General features: G+C 62.6%; 13 protein-coding genes and 1 tRNA gene. 9 read left to right on the top strand and 5 right to left on the bottom strand.

Translation table 11 applies throughout. The features are described 5' to 3' along the window. Positions 1-58: 58 nt before the first annotated feature. The 4 genes from C5N93_RS06980 to C5N93_RS06965 all read right to left on the bottom strand — a co-directional run bounded on the left by C5N93_RS06980 (position 59) and on the right by C5N93_RS06965 (position 2,868). Positions 59-868 (bottom strand): UDP-2,3-diacylglucosamine diphosphatase, encoded by an 810-nt coding sequence (locus tag C5N93_RS06980; RefSeq protein WP_150721717.1) that lies wholly within the window; start codon positions 866-868, stop codon positions 59-61. Positions 869-932: 64 nt separating this feature from the next. Continuing rightward, the gene (locus C5N93_RS06975) at positions 933-1,427 is read right to left on the bottom strand and encodes a peptidylprolyl isomerase (protein WP_069345109.1); all 495 of its coding nucleotides are present in this window, start codon (positions 1,425-1,427) and stop codon (positions 933-935) included. 45 nt (positions 1,428-1,472) lie between these two features. Further along, a complete protein-coding gene (locus tag C5N93_RS06970; protein ID WP_242558735.1) occupies positions 1,473-2,078 on the bottom strand; it encodes a peptidylprolyl isomerase in 606 nt (201 codons plus the stop codon). Between the two features lie 49 nt (positions 2,079-2,127). Beyond that, positions 2,128-2,868 (bottom strand): tetratricopeptide repeat protein, encoded by a 741-nt coding sequence (locus C5N93_RS06965; RefSeq protein ID WP_242558734.1) that lies wholly within the window; start codon positions 2,866-2,868, stop codon positions 2,128-2,130. A gap of 232 nt (positions 2,869-3,100) precedes the next feature. On the opposite strand from C5N93_RS06965, the gene cysS reads away from it, so the two are divergent. From cysS to C5N93_RS06925, 8 genes are all read left to right on the top strand, one after another. Beyond that, a complete protein-coding gene (cysS, locus tag C5N93_RS06960; RefSeq protein WP_242558733.1) occupies positions 3,101-4,504 on the top strand; it encodes a cysteine--tRNA ligase in 1,404 nt (467 codons plus the stop codon). Between the two features lie 26 nt (positions 4,505-4,530). Further along, positions 4,531-5,679 (top strand): endonuclease III domain-containing protein, encoded by a 1,149-nt coding sequence (locus tag C5N93_RS06955; RefSeq protein WP_242558732.1) that lies wholly within the window; start codon positions 4,531-4,533, stop codon positions 5,677-5,679. Positions 5,680-5,880: 201 nt separating this feature from the next. Next, the gene (locus tag C5N93_RS06950) at positions 5,881-6,849 is read left to right on the top strand and encodes an acetyl-CoA carboxylase carboxyltransferase subunit alpha (protein WP_069345112.1); all 969 of its coding nucleotides are present in this window, start codon (positions 5,881-5,883) and stop codon (positions 6,847-6,849) included. Positions 6,850-6,964: 115 nt separating this feature from the next. Further along, positions 6,965-8,431 (top strand): tRNA lysidine(34) synthetase TilS, encoded by a 1,467-nt coding sequence (gene tilS, locus C5N93_RS06945; RefSeq protein WP_242558731.1) that lies wholly within the window; start codon positions 6,965-6,967, stop codon positions 8,429-8,431. 608 nt (positions 8,432-9,039) lie between these two features. Continuing rightward, the gene (locus tag C5N93_RS06940; RefSeq protein WP_069345114.1) at positions 9,040-10,290 is read left to right on the top strand and encodes an aspartate kinase; all 1,251 of its coding nucleotides are present in this window, start codon (positions 9,040-9,042) and stop codon (positions 10,288-10,290) included. A gap of 256 nt (positions 10,291-10,546) precedes the next feature. Then, positions 10,547-10,640 (top strand) — tRNA-Ser (locus tag C5N93_RS06935). A gap of 158 nt (positions 10,641-10,798) precedes the next feature. Then, entirely contained in the window at positions 10,799-11,140 is a 342-nt protein-coding gene (locus C5N93_RS06930) for an FKBP-type peptidyl-prolyl cis-trans isomerase (RefSeq protein WP_069345115.1), read from the top strand. Positions 11,141-11,295: 155 nt separating this feature from the next. Continuing rightward, positions 11,296-12,528, top strand: coding sequence for an MFS transporter (locus C5N93_RS06925; RefSeq protein ID WP_242558730.1), 1,233 nt, complete (start codon positions 11,296-11,298; stop codon positions 12,526-12,528). Positions 12,529-12,646: 118 nt separating this feature from the next. Here C5N93_RS06925 and C5N93_RS06920 read toward each other — a convergent pair whose 3' ends face one another. Continuing rightward, the gene (locus C5N93_RS06920; RefSeq protein ID WP_242558729.1) at positions 12,647-13,543 is read right to left on the bottom strand and encodes an aspartyl/asparaginyl beta-hydroxylase domain-containing protein; all 897 of its coding nucleotides are present in this window, start codon (positions 13,541-13,543) and stop codon (positions 12,647-12,649) included. Between the two features lie 409 nt (positions 13,544-13,952). On the opposite strand from C5N93_RS06920, the gene C5N93_RS06915 reads away from it, so the two are divergent. Further along, positions 13,953-15,815 (top strand): extracellular solute-binding protein, encoded by a 1,863-nt coding sequence (locus C5N93_RS06915; protein ID WP_242558794.1) that lies wholly within the window; start codon positions 13,953-13,955, stop codon positions 15,813-15,815.

Below are 15,815 nucleotides of genomic sequence, written 5' to 3'. Positions count from 1 at the left end.
TTTCGAGCGGGCCGTTTCGTTGGCGGCGGCGCATGACGCCGATTGCCTCGGGCGTGAATCAGCCGGGGGCGACGGTCGACGGTGAGAGATCGATAGCGCGCAACCCGTGGGCGTCCCATTGCAGGTAACCGCCGCGCGGCGGATCGATGTCGAACTCCCAGTCGGGCAGTACCCAGCGCACGCGACGGCCATGCGCATGCCGTGCAGGGCGATGCGTGTGCCCGTGCACGAGTGTGCGCTCTCCTGCGGCGTCGAGCAGGGCGGCGATGGCGTTCGCGTTGGCATCGGCATACGCCATGCGATGCGCACCCTTGGCGGCGCTGCGCCGCCGGATACGATCCGCGATGCCCATGCGCAAGCGTAGCGGCAGCGTCAGGAAAAAGGCTTTGCCCAGCGGCGAATGCGCGATCCGGCGAAAGCGCTGATAGCCCACGTCGTCCGTGCACAACTGGTCGCCGTGGCTGAGCACGAGCGCCTGACCGAGAAACGAGAAGACGCACGGATCGTCGAGCATGACCGCACCGGCGGCCTGCGCAAAGCGACGGCCGAGCAGGAAGTCGCGATTGCCGCGCATGACCGCAATCGGCACGCCGCTGGCCGACAGTGCCGCCATGGCCGCTGTCATGCGACGTGCGAAGACGCCGAGCGGTTCTGCGGCGCCCTCGGCGCGGGCGTCGTGAGCCCGGTCGGCATCGAGCATGTCGTCGCCGATCCAGTATTCGAACAGATCGCCGAGGATGAAAAGGATGGACGCTTCACGCGCGGGGCCGCGCAGGAAGTCTTCGAAGACTTGCACCGTACGCGGCAGGGCCGGCGAGAGGTGAAGATCGGAAATGAAAAGCGCGGGCCCGTCGCCCCGTGGTGTCACGGGGCATTGCGGGCACCGCGCAGTCGATACTGGCATCGAGTGTCGCAGTTCGCAGAGCGTGCGCTTACGCGACGATCACGGCCTTTTCGATGACGACGTCGTCGACCGGCACGTCCTGATGGAAGCCCTTCGAGCCGGTCTTCACACCCTTGATCGCGTCGACCACTTCCTGGCCTTCGACGACCTTGCCGAACACGGCGTAGCCCCAGCCTTGCGGCGTCGGTGCGCTGTGGTTCAGGAAGTCGTTGTCGTTCACGTTGATGAAGAACTGGGCCGTGGCCGAGTGCGGATCGTTCGTGCGCGCCATGGCCAGCGTGTACTTGTCGTTCTTCAGGCCGTTGTTGGCTTCGTTCTCGATCGGCGTTTCGGTCGACTTCTGCTTCATGCCGGCTTCGAAACCGCCGCCCTGAACCATGAAGCCGTTGATGACGCGGTGGAACACCGTGCCGTCATAGAAACCGTTCTTGACGTAGTTCAGGAAGTTCGCGACCGTCTTGGGGGCCTTGGCTTCGTCGAGTTCGATACGAATGACGCCGTGATTGGTGTGCAGTTCAACCATGATGCTTTCCTTCTGATGAAATGGTCCTGATGGGCCGGAGGATTATCAGCGCTTGACGACGCTGGCCGATTCGATCACGACCGTGGTGGCGGGCACATCGGAGTACATGCCCTTGCGGGTCGTGGCCACACCCTTGATCTTCTCGACGGTGTCCATGCCGGACACCACCTTGCCGAATACCGTATAGCCGAAGCCGTCCGGGTTGGGGTAATCCAGTGACGCATTATCCTTCACATTGATGAAGAATTGCGCGGTCGCCGAGTTCGGGTCCGACGTGCGGGCCATCGCAATGGTGCCGATCGTATTTTTCAGACCATTCTTCGATTCGCTCGGAATCGCGGCGCGCGTGGGCTTCTGATCCATGTTTGCGGTAAAGCCGCCGCCCTGAATCATGAAGCCGTTGATGACGCGATGGAAGATCGTGCCGTTGTAGAAGCCGTCGCCAACGTATTGCAGGAAGTTCTCGACCGTCTTGGGCGCCGCCTTCGGGTTGACTTCGACCACGAAGTTGCCGAGCGACGTCTTGAACTGCACTTGCGGTTGCGCGTTCTGGGCGAAGGCGGGCAGGCTCGCGCCGCTCAGCGCGGCTGCGGCGATAACGCTGCCGACACCGCCGAGCACGGCGCGACGCAGACGATTCGGAAAGGACATGCGTGTCTCCATGACGTGAGGGGAATCGCTTCGAGTCAAAGCGCTGCGCTTAGTTGCCCGACTTGCCGACGTTTTTCAACGCGGCATCGTCGCTCGCTTTCGCGGGGGCAGGGGTTTGGCTCACAGGCGCGGCGCGTTGCGGCGTCAGCATGTTCGAGAGCAGCTTTTCGCGATTCGACACACGGGCCGTCGGCGCGAGCTTCAGGGATTTCTGATAAGCCTGTTGCGCGAGCTTGGCGTAGACGTCGCCGAGGTTCGCATAGGCCACCGCAAAGTTCGGGTTGTTGCGAATCGCGTTCTCGAGTGCGGCGCGGGCCTTGTCGTACTCGCCCGCCTGGGCATAGAGCGCGGCAAGATTGTTGAACGGCTCGGGCAGTTCGGGGAAGTCTTGCGTGAGCGCCGTGAAGGCGTCGATGGCTTCCGCATTTCGTCCCATTTCCATCAGCACGCGACCGCGCGTGAAGCGTACCTGCGCGTCGCGCGGGTATTGCTTCAGGTGCTCGTCGATCTTGGTCAGGGCTGCATTGAAATTGTCCGCGTCGACCAGCTTGTTGATGGCCGATTCGCTGGCTTGTTGCGGCGTTTGCAGCGGGGCGGGCGGGGGCGGATCGGTGATGGCCTGTGCCCCGGCAGGCAGCGCGAACAGCGCGCCGGCGAGGCCGAGGGTGGCGCCTGCGAGCATCAGGGCGCGGGCGCTGCGAGCGGCAGCAGCGACCGGGCGGATGCCGATGGCAAGGCGCGAAGGAATGCGCGTGGACGAGTGCAAAAGTGACCGGCTTCGTTGCGTCATAGTGGGTGCTTGGGATACCTGAGAGGTGCGCAAGAGATGCTATACTCGGCCGCATTCTAACAAAACACCTGCGCCCGGCCCGCGCCATTTCTCGATGTGGCGGCGGAGGCGGTTCGCAGGTTCGTTTTTTCTACCGCACGGCGCGCAGCCCGCCTCGCGATATTGCTCCGGTTTTACGTGAGGATATCGTCGCAGCGTCCGGCGCTGTTGCCGCCCGGTCAAGCGCATATCTATGGATTCACTCCGTGTCTACAACTCGCTCGCGCGAGATAAGCAGTCGTTCGTTCCCCTCGTCGCTGGCGAAGTCCGCATGTATGTCTGCGGGATGACGGTGTACGACTACTGTCACATCGGTCATGCGCGCGTGATGGTGGTGTTCGACATGGTGCAGCGCTGGTTGCGCACGCTCGGCTATCGTGTGACGTATGTGCGGAACATTACGGATATCGACGACAAGATCATCAAGCGCGCGGTCGAGAACGGCGAGACGATGCGCGAGCTGACGACGCGTTTCATTGCCGCCATGCACGAAGATGCCGACGCACTCGGCGTTCAGCGTCCCGATCACGAGCCGCGTGCGACCGACTTCATTCCGCAGATGGTCGGCATGATCGGCACGTTGCAACGTAACGGCTATGCCTATCAGGCCGACGATGGCGATGTGAACTACGCCGTGCGCAAATTTGCCAGCTACGGCCAGCTCTCGGGCAAGTCGATCGAAGACCTGCGCGCGGGTGAGCGTGTGGCGGCCAATGCGGCGAAGCAGGATCCGCTCGACTTCGTGCTGTGGAAGCGCGCGAAGGAGACCGAGCCGGACGAGTCGAAGTGGGCGTCGCCGTGGGGGGCAGGTCGTCCTGGCTGGCACATCGAGTGCTCGGCCATGAGCTGCCAGTTGCTCGGCAACCATTTCGACATTCACGGCGGTGGTGCGGATCTGCAATTCCCGCACCATGAGAACGAAATCGCGCAGAGCGAAGGCGCCACGGGCGAGACGTTCGTCAATTACTGGATGCACAACGGCTTCGTGCGCGTGGACAACGAGAAGATGTCCAAGTCGCTCGGCAACTTCTTCACCATCCGCGAAGTGTTGGCGAAGTTCGATGCGGAAGTCGTGCGCTTTTTCATTCTGCGCGCCCAGTATCGCAGTCCGCTCAACTACAGCGATGCCCATCTGGACGACGCACGAGGCGGTCTGACGCGTCTGTACACCGCGTTGAAGGACGCCGTGGGCGATGGCGCGCCGCTCGACTGGAACGAGCCGTTCGCGCAGCGTTTCGCTGCTGCCATGAACGACGATTTCAATACGCCGGTCGCCATCTCCGTGCTGTTCGAACTGGCCGGTGAAATCAACAAGCAGCGTGATCCCGTGCTGGTGCGTCAGTTGCAAGGGCTGGCCGGCACGCTCGGCTTGCTCGGGCGCGATCCGCAATCGTTCCTCCAGGGAGCGACGGGCGACGAAGGTGCCGGAGATGCCGATGCGCTGCGTGTGTCGGTCGAAGCGCGTATCGAAGCGCGTGCGCAGGCCAAGCGCGATCGTAATTTCGCCGAAGCTGACCGCATCCGTGCAGAATTGCTGGCCGAGGGCATCGTGCTCGAAGACCGTCCCGGAGGCGCCACCGAATGGCGTCGTGCCTGAGCGCGACGCATCGAGGCAAAAAACTCATGGTGACTCGTAAATCCGCAGCCGCAAAGGTTGCGACCAAGACCACGACGGCCAAGCGTGCGGCAGGAGCGGCGGGCGTGGCGAAGCCAGCCCGATCCGCAGCGACGGCTGGCGGCAGCGTGCGTCGCGCGCCGCGTAAGGCTGTCACGGCGGCCGGTGCGGCGTCGGCCAAACCTGCTGGCAAGACGTCGGCGGGCAGGGCGCCCGTGAAGACGTCCGGCACCGGCACGGCCCGCAAGGCCGCGAGCCGGAAGGTCGCGGACAAGACAGAAAAGATGGAAAAGGCTGCCAGGCCGCTGCCGAAGGCCGTCAAGCCCGCGGCATCGAAGACGGGGGCGAAAGCGCCGCGCAAGACGTCTTCCGGCACATCTGCCAAGGCGGATGCCTCCTCGGCGGCGAGCACGCGTCGTGTCATTGCCAAGCGTGACGGCGAGACGCGTATCGTCACGCCCGAGATCGAGCGTATTGAGAAAGATGTCGTCGAGCAGGCAGTCACGGGTGTCGTGCCGTTGCCGGTGGCGCCGGGGGCATCGCGTCCCGACTTCTGGGATCAGGCATGCGCCGACCTCATGAAGCGTGACCGCATTCTCAAGAAGCTGATCCCCCAGTTCGGTCCCGCGCATCTGACGGGACGCGGCGAGCCGTTCGTTACGCTGGCGCGCTCCATCGTCGGTCAGCAGATCTCCGTGAAGGCGGCGCAGGCCGTGTGGGATCGCGTGGTGGCGATTTGCCCGAAGCTTTCTCCTTCTCAGTTCATCAAGGTCGGACACGATGCGCTGGCCGGCTGCGGATTGTCGCGTCGCAAAGCCGAATACATTCTCGATCTGGCGACGCATTTCAAGTCGGGCGCCTTGCACGTCGATGCGTGGGCGAGCATGGACGACGAGGCCGTCATCGCCGAGCTGACCGGCATTCGGGGCATCGGCCGCTGGACGGCCGAGATGTTCCTCATGTTCAACCTGCTGCGCCCCGATGTCCTGCCGCTCGACGACGTCGGCCTGATCAACGCGATCAGCGTCAATTACTTCAGCGGAGAGCCCGTCACGCGCAGCGAAGCGCGGGAAGTTGCCGCCAACTGGGAGCCCTGGCGCTCCGTTGCCACGTGGTACATGTGGCGAAGCCTCGAACCGGTGCCGGTCGAGTATTGACCGACTGCCGGTCGGTGATCGGGCGCTTTTTGATCGTTTTACGGTTTCTTTAGACCCGAGGCCGTATAATCCGCGTCCATCCCGTCTCGTCCAGTCATTTTCGACGGCTATTGCGAGCCGAGAGGCGATGAAAGTTGCCTATCTCGATCGGGTAGACGTTACCGGCGGTACAATACGCTGCCGCATTTCCGGGGAAACCTGATGAAGAACACCTTTTTGGATTTTGAACAGCCGATCGCCGAACTCGAAGCGAAGATTGAAGAGTTGCGCTTCGTGCAGGACGATTCCGCCGTCGACATTTCCGAAGAGATCGAGCGCCTCTCCAAGAAGAGCCAGCAGCTCACCAAAGACATCTACACAAACCTGTCGCCGTGGCAGGTTTCGCAAATCTCGCGTCACCCGCAGCGTCCTTACACGCTCGACTATGTGCGCGACATCTTCACCGACTTCCACGAACTGCATGGCGATCGCGCTTTCTCGGACGATCACGCTATCGTGGGTGGCATGGCCCGTTTCAACGGTCAGGCCTGTATGGTCATCGGTCACCAGAAGGGCCGCGATACGAAGGAGCGCGCGATGCGTAACTTCGGTATGCCGCGCCCCGAGGGCTATCGCAAGGCGATGCGTCTGATGAAGATGGCCGAGAAGTTCGGTCTGCCGATCTTCACGTTCGTCGACACGCCGGGTGCCTATCCGGGCATCGATGCCGAAGAGCGCGGTCAGTCGGAAGCGATCGGTCACAACCTTTATGTGATGGCTGAACTCAAGACGCCGATCATCACCACGATCATCGGTGAGGGTGGTTCGGGCGGCGCGCTGGCCGTGGCGGTTGCCGATACGGTCATGATGTTGCAGTTCTCGACGTATTCGGTGATCTCGCCGGAAGGTTGCGCGTCGATTCTGTGGAAGAGCGCTGCCAAGGCGCCTGAAGCGGCCGAAGCGCTGGGTCTCACGGCGCACCGTCTGAAGGCATTGGGCCTGATCGACAAGATCGTCAACGAGCCGTTGGGCGGTGCACAGCGTGACCCGCTGGGCATGGCCGGCATGCTCAAGCGTGCGCTGGCCGACTCGCTGCGTCAGTTCCAGGGCATCAGCCATAAGGAACTACTGGAGCGTCGCTTCGAGCGTCTGATGAGCTATGGCAAGTTCAAGGAAGCCGGCGCGAAGTAAGGCGTCTGCCAATGCGTTGTCGTCCGTCGTGACGATGACGCCGAATCCGATGCCGCATCTCAATGCTTCTTCTGCCGCGTTCGCATCTGCCCGATGCGACGCGGCAGTTGCACATGTGGACGTCGCTTTGCGTGTGGCGCTGACGGCGCACGTCGTCGCGCATGCTCCCGAACATGTCCCTGCGAACTTCGTTTCGCAGCATGCTTCTCCGTCATCTTCCGAGCCGCGTCTCGCCCTTGCGCTGAGCGGCGGGCTCGACTCCATGGTGCTGCTCGACGCACTCGCGTATTGGGTGCACAAGCGCCGCGAAGCCGGCCATGCCGTCGCGCAACCCCTCGCCATTCACATCCATCACGGACTCTCCCCACATGCCGACGACTGGCTTGTCGTGTGCGAGCGTGAGGCGCGTTTGCGCGGATTTGCCTTCGATGCGATTCGGGTGAACGTGCCGAGCGATGCCCGGCAAGGGATCGAGGGCGCAGCGCGTGCGGCGCGCTACGCAGCGTTGGCGTCGAGCTGCCGGACGCACGACGTCGACTGGTTACTCAGCGCGCACCACGCGAACGATCAGGCCGAGACGGTGCTGTTGCAGATGCTGCGCGGTGCCGGGCTGCCAGGCGTGGCGGCGATGGCAGTCGAGGGGGAGATGCCGGGTGCTGGCGGGCAGGCTGGAGGGGGGCGATTGCTGCGGCCGTTGCTGGATGTTTCGCGGGAGACGATGCGTGCGTATGCGCAGGCGCGTTCGCTCACGTGGGTCGAAGATCCGTCCAACGGCGATCGGCATTACCTGCGAAATGCACTGCGTCACGACGTGATGCCTGCGATTGCGGCACACGTCCCGGCGTACCGCGAGACGCTGGCGCGATTTGCGCGGCACGCTGCGCAAGCGCAAACGCTGCTCGATCAACTCGCGCAACTCGACTTCGACGCAGCGCGAGTGGTCCGTGCGGACGCCGCCGAGTGCCTGCAACGCAGTCGTCTGCAAGCGCTGGATGCGGCGCGTCTCGCGAATCTGTTGCGCTACTGGGTGGTGCGTCGCGGATTGTCGACCCCACCGGAAGCGCGGCTCGACGAATGGGTGCGGCAGATTCGTGATGCGCAACCGGAGGCGTCGGTGGCGTTGCCGCACGGTACGGCCGTCTTGCGCCTTTATCGCGATGAACTGCAATGGACGGCGGTGTACGACGTCGCCGACCCGGATGATGTCGTCGACGAGGCGGTGCTGCGCTGGTCAGGCGAGCGCGAATGGGCCTTGCCGCAATGGAAAGGGACCATCGTCTTCACGCCGGTTGAAGATGAGGCATCCTCCGACGGCAGCGTTGACGAGCGCGTGTTGCGAGCCGCGCCGCTGGTCGCGAAGGCCCGGGCAGGCGGCGAGCGATGGCGCGAACGCGCCGACGGACACTCGCGGTCGCTGAAGCACTGGTATCAGAGTCGGGGCGTGGCCGCCTGGCTGCGCAATGTGCCAATCGTCTGGCAAGGAACGGAGATTGTTTTTGTTCCCCGCCTCGGCGTGGACGGCGGCATCCAACGCACGCAGGGCGGCGCGCGATGGCACTTGACCTGGCGTGATGAGGCTTGATGGCGCTTTTGCGTGATGCGCTTGCGTCGCGCGATTTTTTCTCTTCTGTCGTGCGCTCTCGCTCTTTGCTTCTGTGTTTCTGCGCCTCTAACCTCTGTGCTTCGAACCTCCCCATCCTTGGCAACCTTCCGGGCAGCGGGGATTGGAGGCACTCGACTAGGCTCCAACTTAAAGTCGCTATGTCTGAGTCCCCCCAATCCCCGCCCATCAAACGCCCGAATCCCTCCGACAGACGTCCGGAGCCACCCTCAAACGCCCACGTCTCTCCGTCACATCCCCGATGCCTCCGTCAAACGCCCGAATCCCTCCGATAGACGTCCGGAACGTCCCTCACACGTCCTCGCCCCTCCCTTTACTTCCTGCTGAATCGGATATGTCCGCATATTCCATGCGGCATGGTCGCGAAGCGAATCCGTCGCTGACGGCATAATCTGCTGCAACTCACGGTCAGGGCGGGGCGGAACAGCGCGTTGTGCGTCAAACCGAAGCCGTCGCGATACATTCGTGCGATAATCAAAAGTTCCGCGAATCGAAACGTCTCCGATACCCTTCCGAAGGTATCCGCGCAGGATTCATAAACGGTTTTAAATCAATGTGTTAGCAATGTTATGGCTCTGATCGTACACAAATACGGCGGCACGTCGATGGGCTCGGTGGAGCGCATCAAGAATGTCGCCAAGCGCGTGGCCAAATGGCATAAGGCCGGTCACAAGATGGTGGTGGTGCCGTCGGCAATGTCCGGCGAAACCAATCGTCTGCTGGGGCTGGCCAAGGAAATTTCGGCCAATCCGGATCCGCGCGAACTCGACGCGATTGCCGCCACGGGCGAGCAAGTGAGCGTCGGCCTGCTGGCAATGGCCCTCAAAGAGGCCGGCGTCGATGCCGTGAGCTACGCCGGCTGGCAAGTACCGATCAAGACCGACAGCGCTTTCACCAAGGCTCGCATTTCGGAAATCGACGACAAGCGCGTGATGGCCGATCTCGACGCCGGTCGCGTGGTGGTGATCACCGGCTTCCAGGGCATCGACCCGAACGGCAACGTGACCACGCTCGGTCGCGGTGGCTCGGATACGTCGGCAGTGGCCGTTGCCGCGGCACTCAAGGCCGACGAATGCCTGATCTACACCGACGTCGATGGCGTGTACACGACGGACCCGCGTGTGGTCGACGAAGCACGTCGTCTCGATAAGGTCACCTTCGAAGAGATGCTGGAAATGGCCAGCCTCGGCTCGAAGGTGCTGCAAATCCGTTCGGTGGAATTCGCCGGCAAGTACCAGGTCAAGACTCGCGTGCTGTCGAGCCTGACCGACCCGATGATCGCGCTCGACGAAGAAGCGCGCTCGGGCACGCTGATTACTTTTGAGGAAGACGAACAAATGGAAAAGGCCATCATCTCGGGTATCGCATTCCAGCGCGACGAGGCCAAGATCACCGTGCGCGGCGTGCCGGATCGTCCGGGCATCGCCTACCAGATCCTCGGCCCGATCGCCGACGCGAATATCGATGTCGACATGATCATCCAGAACCTGAGCGTCGATGGGAAGACCGACTTCACGTTCACCGTGCCGCGCGGCGACTATCAGCGCGCGATGACGCTGCTGCAAAACGATGTGCAGGGCCATATCGGTGCTGCTGAAGTGCTGGGCGATCCGAAGGTCTCGAAGGTGTCGATCGTCGGCGTGGGCATGCGCTCGCACGTGGGTATCGCCAGCAAGGCGTTTCGCACGCTGTCGGAAGAGGGCATCAACATCCAGTTGATCTCGACGTCGGAAATCAAGATCTCGGTGCTGATCGACGAGAAGTACATGGAACTCGCCGTGCGCGCATTGCACAAGGCTTTCGAACTCGATCAGGCGTAAGCCGTCGAAGCGGTTCGGAAGTTGTTGAACTGGCAGTAGAAATTTGCGGGAAAACGCGCCGCATGCGAGTGGGATGCATGCGGCGCGTCGCGGAAAATTCGCGCGTAGATGCGGGAAATTTCCTCGGAACGTGTCGAGCGCATGACACGCACGCAAAAAAAGTTGGATTTCGATGCGGATAATGTTTGACGGCATCGAGAACAGTAGGTAGTATCACGGCTTCGTTGCATCACCTCCCTGGTGCAACGCAAGTTTGGGAGACGTGGCCGAGAGGTCGAAGGCACTCCCCTGCTAAGGGAGCATCTGGGCCAAAACCTGGATCGAGGGTTCGAATCCCTCCGTCTCCGCCAAAAGCGGTGACAAAGCCCCGTGAGTTCGAGGACTCGCGGGGCTTTTTCTTTTTCGGCTATCCCCACTGTTCTTGTGCGGCTTAGGTACGCAGCCGTGCGTGAATAAGGTAAAGTAGCACCCCCGTCATCTTTCCGTCGAATTTCGAGCGAGGACAATCATGTCGACTATCACTACCGATTCCGGCCTGCAATACGAAGACCTGCAAGTGGGCGATGGCGCAGAAGCTGTCGCAGGCAAGAGCGTCTCCGTTCACTACACGGGCTGGCTCACCGACGGCAAGAAATTCGATTCCAGCAAGGATCGTAATCAGCCGTTCGACTTCGTTCTCGGCGGCGGCATGGTCATTCGTGGCTGGGACGAAGGCGTTCAGGGCATGAAGGTCGGCGGCAAGCGCAAGCTCATTATTCCGGCCGAACTGGGCTACGGTGCACGCGGTGCAGGCGGCGTGATTCCGCCGAACGCCACCCTGGTCTTCGAGGTCGATCTGTTGGACGTCTGAAGCATCGAACGCCGCAAGTCACACACTTAGCGGCACGGTCGAAGCAACAGACACCCCCGGTGCCTCGCAGGCACCGGGGGTGTTGTCTTTTCGACGTTTCAAATTCATGTGTGCCGGCGTCACGAGCGCCGGTGATACAAAGGAGCCTTTACGAGGTGTCTCACTCAGTAACGTCTGTTTCCAGATTCTGGTTTCCCTTTTCGCTGGTGCTCTTCGAGTTCGCGGTCTATATCTCGAACGACATGATCATGCCCGGCATGCCGCTGGTGACGCGCGAGTTTGGCGCGAGCGCCGAAGCGACGACGCTGGCACTGACCGCCGCGATGCTCGGCAACGCGAGTCTGCAATGGCTGCTCGGCCCGCTCGCCGATCGCTTCGGTCGCCGTCGTGTGCTGCTCTCAGGCCTCGCGATGTTCATCGTCGCCTGTCTGGCCGTGCACTATGTGCAGTCGATGCCGCAGTTCATCCTCCTGCGCTTCCTGCAAGGGATGGGCTGCTGTTTTGTGCTGACGGTCGGCTATCCGACGGTGCATGAGGCCTTCGAGGAGAAGACGGCCGTGCGCGTCATGGCGCTTATGGCGAACGTCTCGCTGCTCTCGCCGCTGTTCGGGCCGCTCGCGGGGGCCGCTGTGGTGTCGTTCTGGCCGTGGCGCAGCATCTTCTGGCTTATCGCTCTCGTCGCCGTGTTCTCATTTGTCGGGCTCTACCGAACGATGCCGGAACTCTCACGGCACGACCGCAATGCGTTAAATGCCAGCCAGTTGTGGCAGGGCTACAAGCTCCCGCTCTCCAGTGGTCGCTTCTGGCGCGGTGCCGTGCTTACGGGCCTGGCCGTCACGCCGCTGCTCACGTGGATTGCGCTCGGGCCGGTGTTCCTGATCGAGCGCGCCGGGCTGTCGCAGATGCAGTACGCCATGTTGCAGGTGCCGGTTTTCGCGGCGCTGATTCTCGGCAACGTGCTGCTCGCGCGTCAGGTCGGACGCTGGTCGAATGGCCGGTTGCTGGCGACGGGCGTTGCCGCCATGCTGGTCGGTGCAGCTGTGTCGCTCGTCGGTACGGCGATTCTTGCCCCCGGCTACCCGGCGCTGCTCATCGGCACGACGCTGCACGCGTTCGGCATGGGCATGAGCTACGGTGTGGTGTATCGCCAGTCGCTCTTTGCCGTCGACAGTCCCAACCGGGCGACGGTGGCGGGCATGCTGAGCATGATCACCATCGTGGTCGCTGTCGCCGTGATCGAAGCAATGAAGTTCGCCTATCTGCATTTCGGCGACGCGGCGCTCGGTATCGGCGCGATGCTGGCCGCAGCGCTTGTCGCCGTACTCGCGGCGAACTTCGTGCCGCCGCCCGCACAGGATGCGCTATCGCAAACCGTTCGACGCGCATAAGTCGAACGCACGTCGAACGCAGGCCGGTCGATCTTGCCTGCAACATCGGCAAGGGAAGGCGGTGAAATGAAAAACGCCAGCGAACACGATTCGCTGGCGTTTTTTTATGCGCTACGGATCAGCCGTGGGCGCGCTCGTCGCCGACCGTTTCCGCTTGCGCGACAGGTGAGCTCGCTGCGGTGCCAGGATGCGATGCGCCGGGTGCGGCCGGTGCTGCCGATGTCGTTGATGCTGCCGCCGGTGCCGACGGTTCGGGGCTCGCGTAGTAATCGCGTTCCCATTTTTCGTGATTGGCTTTGGCTTGCTGCAATTCCGGCGTGAGCGGCGCAAACGCCAGCAGCAGCTTGTTGAGCCACGTGACGGGCGCTTTGCACGGGCGCTCGAAGTCGACGAACAGCACCACGCGCGTCTCGTCCGTATCGTTGTGCACCTGATGTTCGTAAGCGTCGTCGAAGATCACCACGCGATTGGCTTGCCAGACATAACGCTGACCATCGACCTCGATCCAGCATTTTTCGCGCTCGCGCGGCACCTTCAACGCAAGATGCAGGCGTAATACCCCGTTATACGGGCCGCGATGCAGTGGAATCTTCTTACCCGGAGAGAGGATGGAGAAAAACGCCGTGCGCAGACCGGGGATGTCGTCGAGTGCTTTGGCCGTGGCCGGGCAGCGCGCGAGATTGCGCTGTGCACGCATGCCATAGCCGAGGAAGACGAACGTCTGCCACTGGTGGTCCTGCGTGATGGTCGCGACGTCGGGCGAGATCTCGTGGAATGCCGGCAGGCGTCCCGGGGTTGCCAGCACCGCTTCGAGTTCTTTCGCGATGGCTGGCGCCTGTGCCTCGATGGCTTCGACCCAGGGGAACTGGGCGTTATCGAAGATGGGCTTGTCTCCGACCAGTGAGTGGCGCGCGATGCTGCGTTGCGCCGCTTCCACACACCGAAAGAAAAATCTGGCGAGCCAGCGGGGCAGGGTACGGTTAGGGTTCTGCGCGGGCGATCGTGTAGCACTCAACGTCGGCCTCCAGGGCGGGATGGGGGAACCGGGCCGGCGGGGATGTGTCTTTCAGTGCGGTGAACGCCGGGCTTTTGGGTACAATTGTCGCGCGGTCCGGCCGCGCCGCCAAGTCTCATGCGGGAAATGTGCGTGAGCGATGGGTTACGAGATGTTTCGTCCGGATCGAAGGGGTGGGGCTGGATGCGTCCGGACCCCGAGCAGGCTGGCGCTCGCCGACCAATACAGGAGACGCATGAACGCGCGCACATCACGGCATCCACACACGGCCAGAGGCACTATTCGCACCTTTGTGACCTCGCTGGCGTCATCGGCCATCCCGGCACCGCGCGCCGATCTCGCCGTCTCCTCCGTTCGCGCGGTTCGCTTCGGCTTTCGTCGCATTTCCCGAGTGCTGACGCTCGCGAGCATGGCGCCCGTCGCCACGCTGCTGGCGGCCGGCATGCTCCCGGCGCCGGCGGCGCACGCCAAGTACGCCATCGCCCAGTACGGCGAGCCGAAATATCCCCAGGGGTTCACGCACTTCGACTACGTCAATCCCGATGCGCCTCGCGGCGGCACGTTGACGCTCGCGAACCCCGACCGTCGCACCAGCTTCGACAAATTCAATCCGTTCACCTTGCGGGGCACCTCGGCGCCGGGGGTATCGGGGCTGATGTTCGAGACGCTCGGCATCGGCAGTGCCGATGAACCGGCCACTGTCTACGGCTTGCTGGCGGACGACATCGCCGTCGCGCCCGACGGGGCCTCGGTCACGTTCCACATCAACCCCGCGGCACGCTTCAACAACGGCGATCCGGTCACGGCGCAAGACGTCAAATATTCGTTCGACACGCTCATGAGCCCGCAGTCGGCACCCGGCTTCAAGGTGATGCTGGCTGACGTGAAGAGCGTTACGGTGATCGACAAGTCACGCGTGCGCTTCGATTTCCGGCGGGTGAGCCCCGATCTGCCGCTACTCGTGTCGTCGGTGCCTGTGTTCTCGCCCAAGTGGGCCGTGGGGGCAGACGGCAAGCGCAAGGCGTTCGATGCGCTGACATTCGAGCCGCCCGTGGCGAGCGGCCCCTATCGGATCGAGTCCTACGACGGCGGGCGTCGCATCACTTTCCAGCGTGACCCGAAGTACTGGGGCAACGACCTGCCGGTGCGACGCGGCACGTACAACTTCGAGCGCATCGTCTACAAGCTGTACTCCGACGACATCGTGCGCCTGGAAGGCTTCAAGGCTGGCGAGTTCGATGCCATCACCGAATACCGCGCGCGCAGTTGGGTGCGCAGCTACGTCGGTAAGCGATTCAAGGACGGCGAACTGATCAAGCGCGAATTTGCGCATCACAACGCGGCAGGCATGCAGGGCTTCATCCTGAATACGCGCCGCGATCTGTTCCGCGACGTTCGCGTGCGCAAAGCACTGGATCTCGCGCTCGATTATCAGTGGCTCAATCGCCAACTGTTCTACAACCAGTACCAGCGTATCTACAGTTACTTCACCAACAGCGATCTGGCCGCGCGCGGCATGCCCAGCGACGCGGAGCTCAAGCTGCTGGAGCCGTTGCGAAAGAAGCTGGATCCGGCGGTGTTCGGCCCGATGGTAGTGCAGCCGACGACGACACCGCCCGCCAGCCTGCGCGACAACCTGCGCGAAGCGCGTGAACTGCTGGAGCAGGCGGGCTGGACTTATCGCGATGGGGCATTGCGTAACGCGAAGGGCGAACCGTTCGTCTTCGAGTTTCTGGATGACGGCGGGTCGATGGGGCCGGTGGCGTCCGCGTACGCACGAAATCTGGCGAAGCTCGGCATCACGCTGAATTTCCGTACGAGCGATTTCGCGCTGTATCAGAAGCGTATCGAGACGTTCGACTTCGACATGATTTCGCTGCGCTATCCCGATTCGCAGATTCCCGGCACCGAACTGCTCGACCGTTTCGGTAGCCAGTCGGCCGGCGTTGAAGGCTCGGACAACGTGATCGGTCTGAAGGACCCGGCCGTTGACTCGCTGCTCGGTAACCTGGTGCGTGCCCATACCTATGAGGATCTGGTGGCCGCGGCCCGCGCGCTGGATCGGGTGCTGATGCACGGCTATTACATCGTGCCGCACTGGTTCTCGTCGACGCATCGCATGGCGTATAAACAGAATTTGCGTTACCCCGAAAAGTTGCCGCTGTACTTCACCGCAGAAGGCTGGCTGGTCTCGATGTGGTGGGATTCACGCTCGGACCGCACGGGCAATGCGCCGTCGCCTGTGGCAGCCCCGACTGGAGTCGATCGTTAA

The sequence above is a fragment of the Pandoraea sp. LA3 genome, from assembly GCF_022696215.1.
Classification (GTDB): Bacteria; Pseudomonadota; Gammaproteobacteria; order Burkholderiales; family Burkholderiaceae; genus Pandoraea; species Pandoraea capi.
Note: the sequence above shows the minus strand (reverse complement) of the source record. Positions and strands in the feature narration are given on the sequence as shown.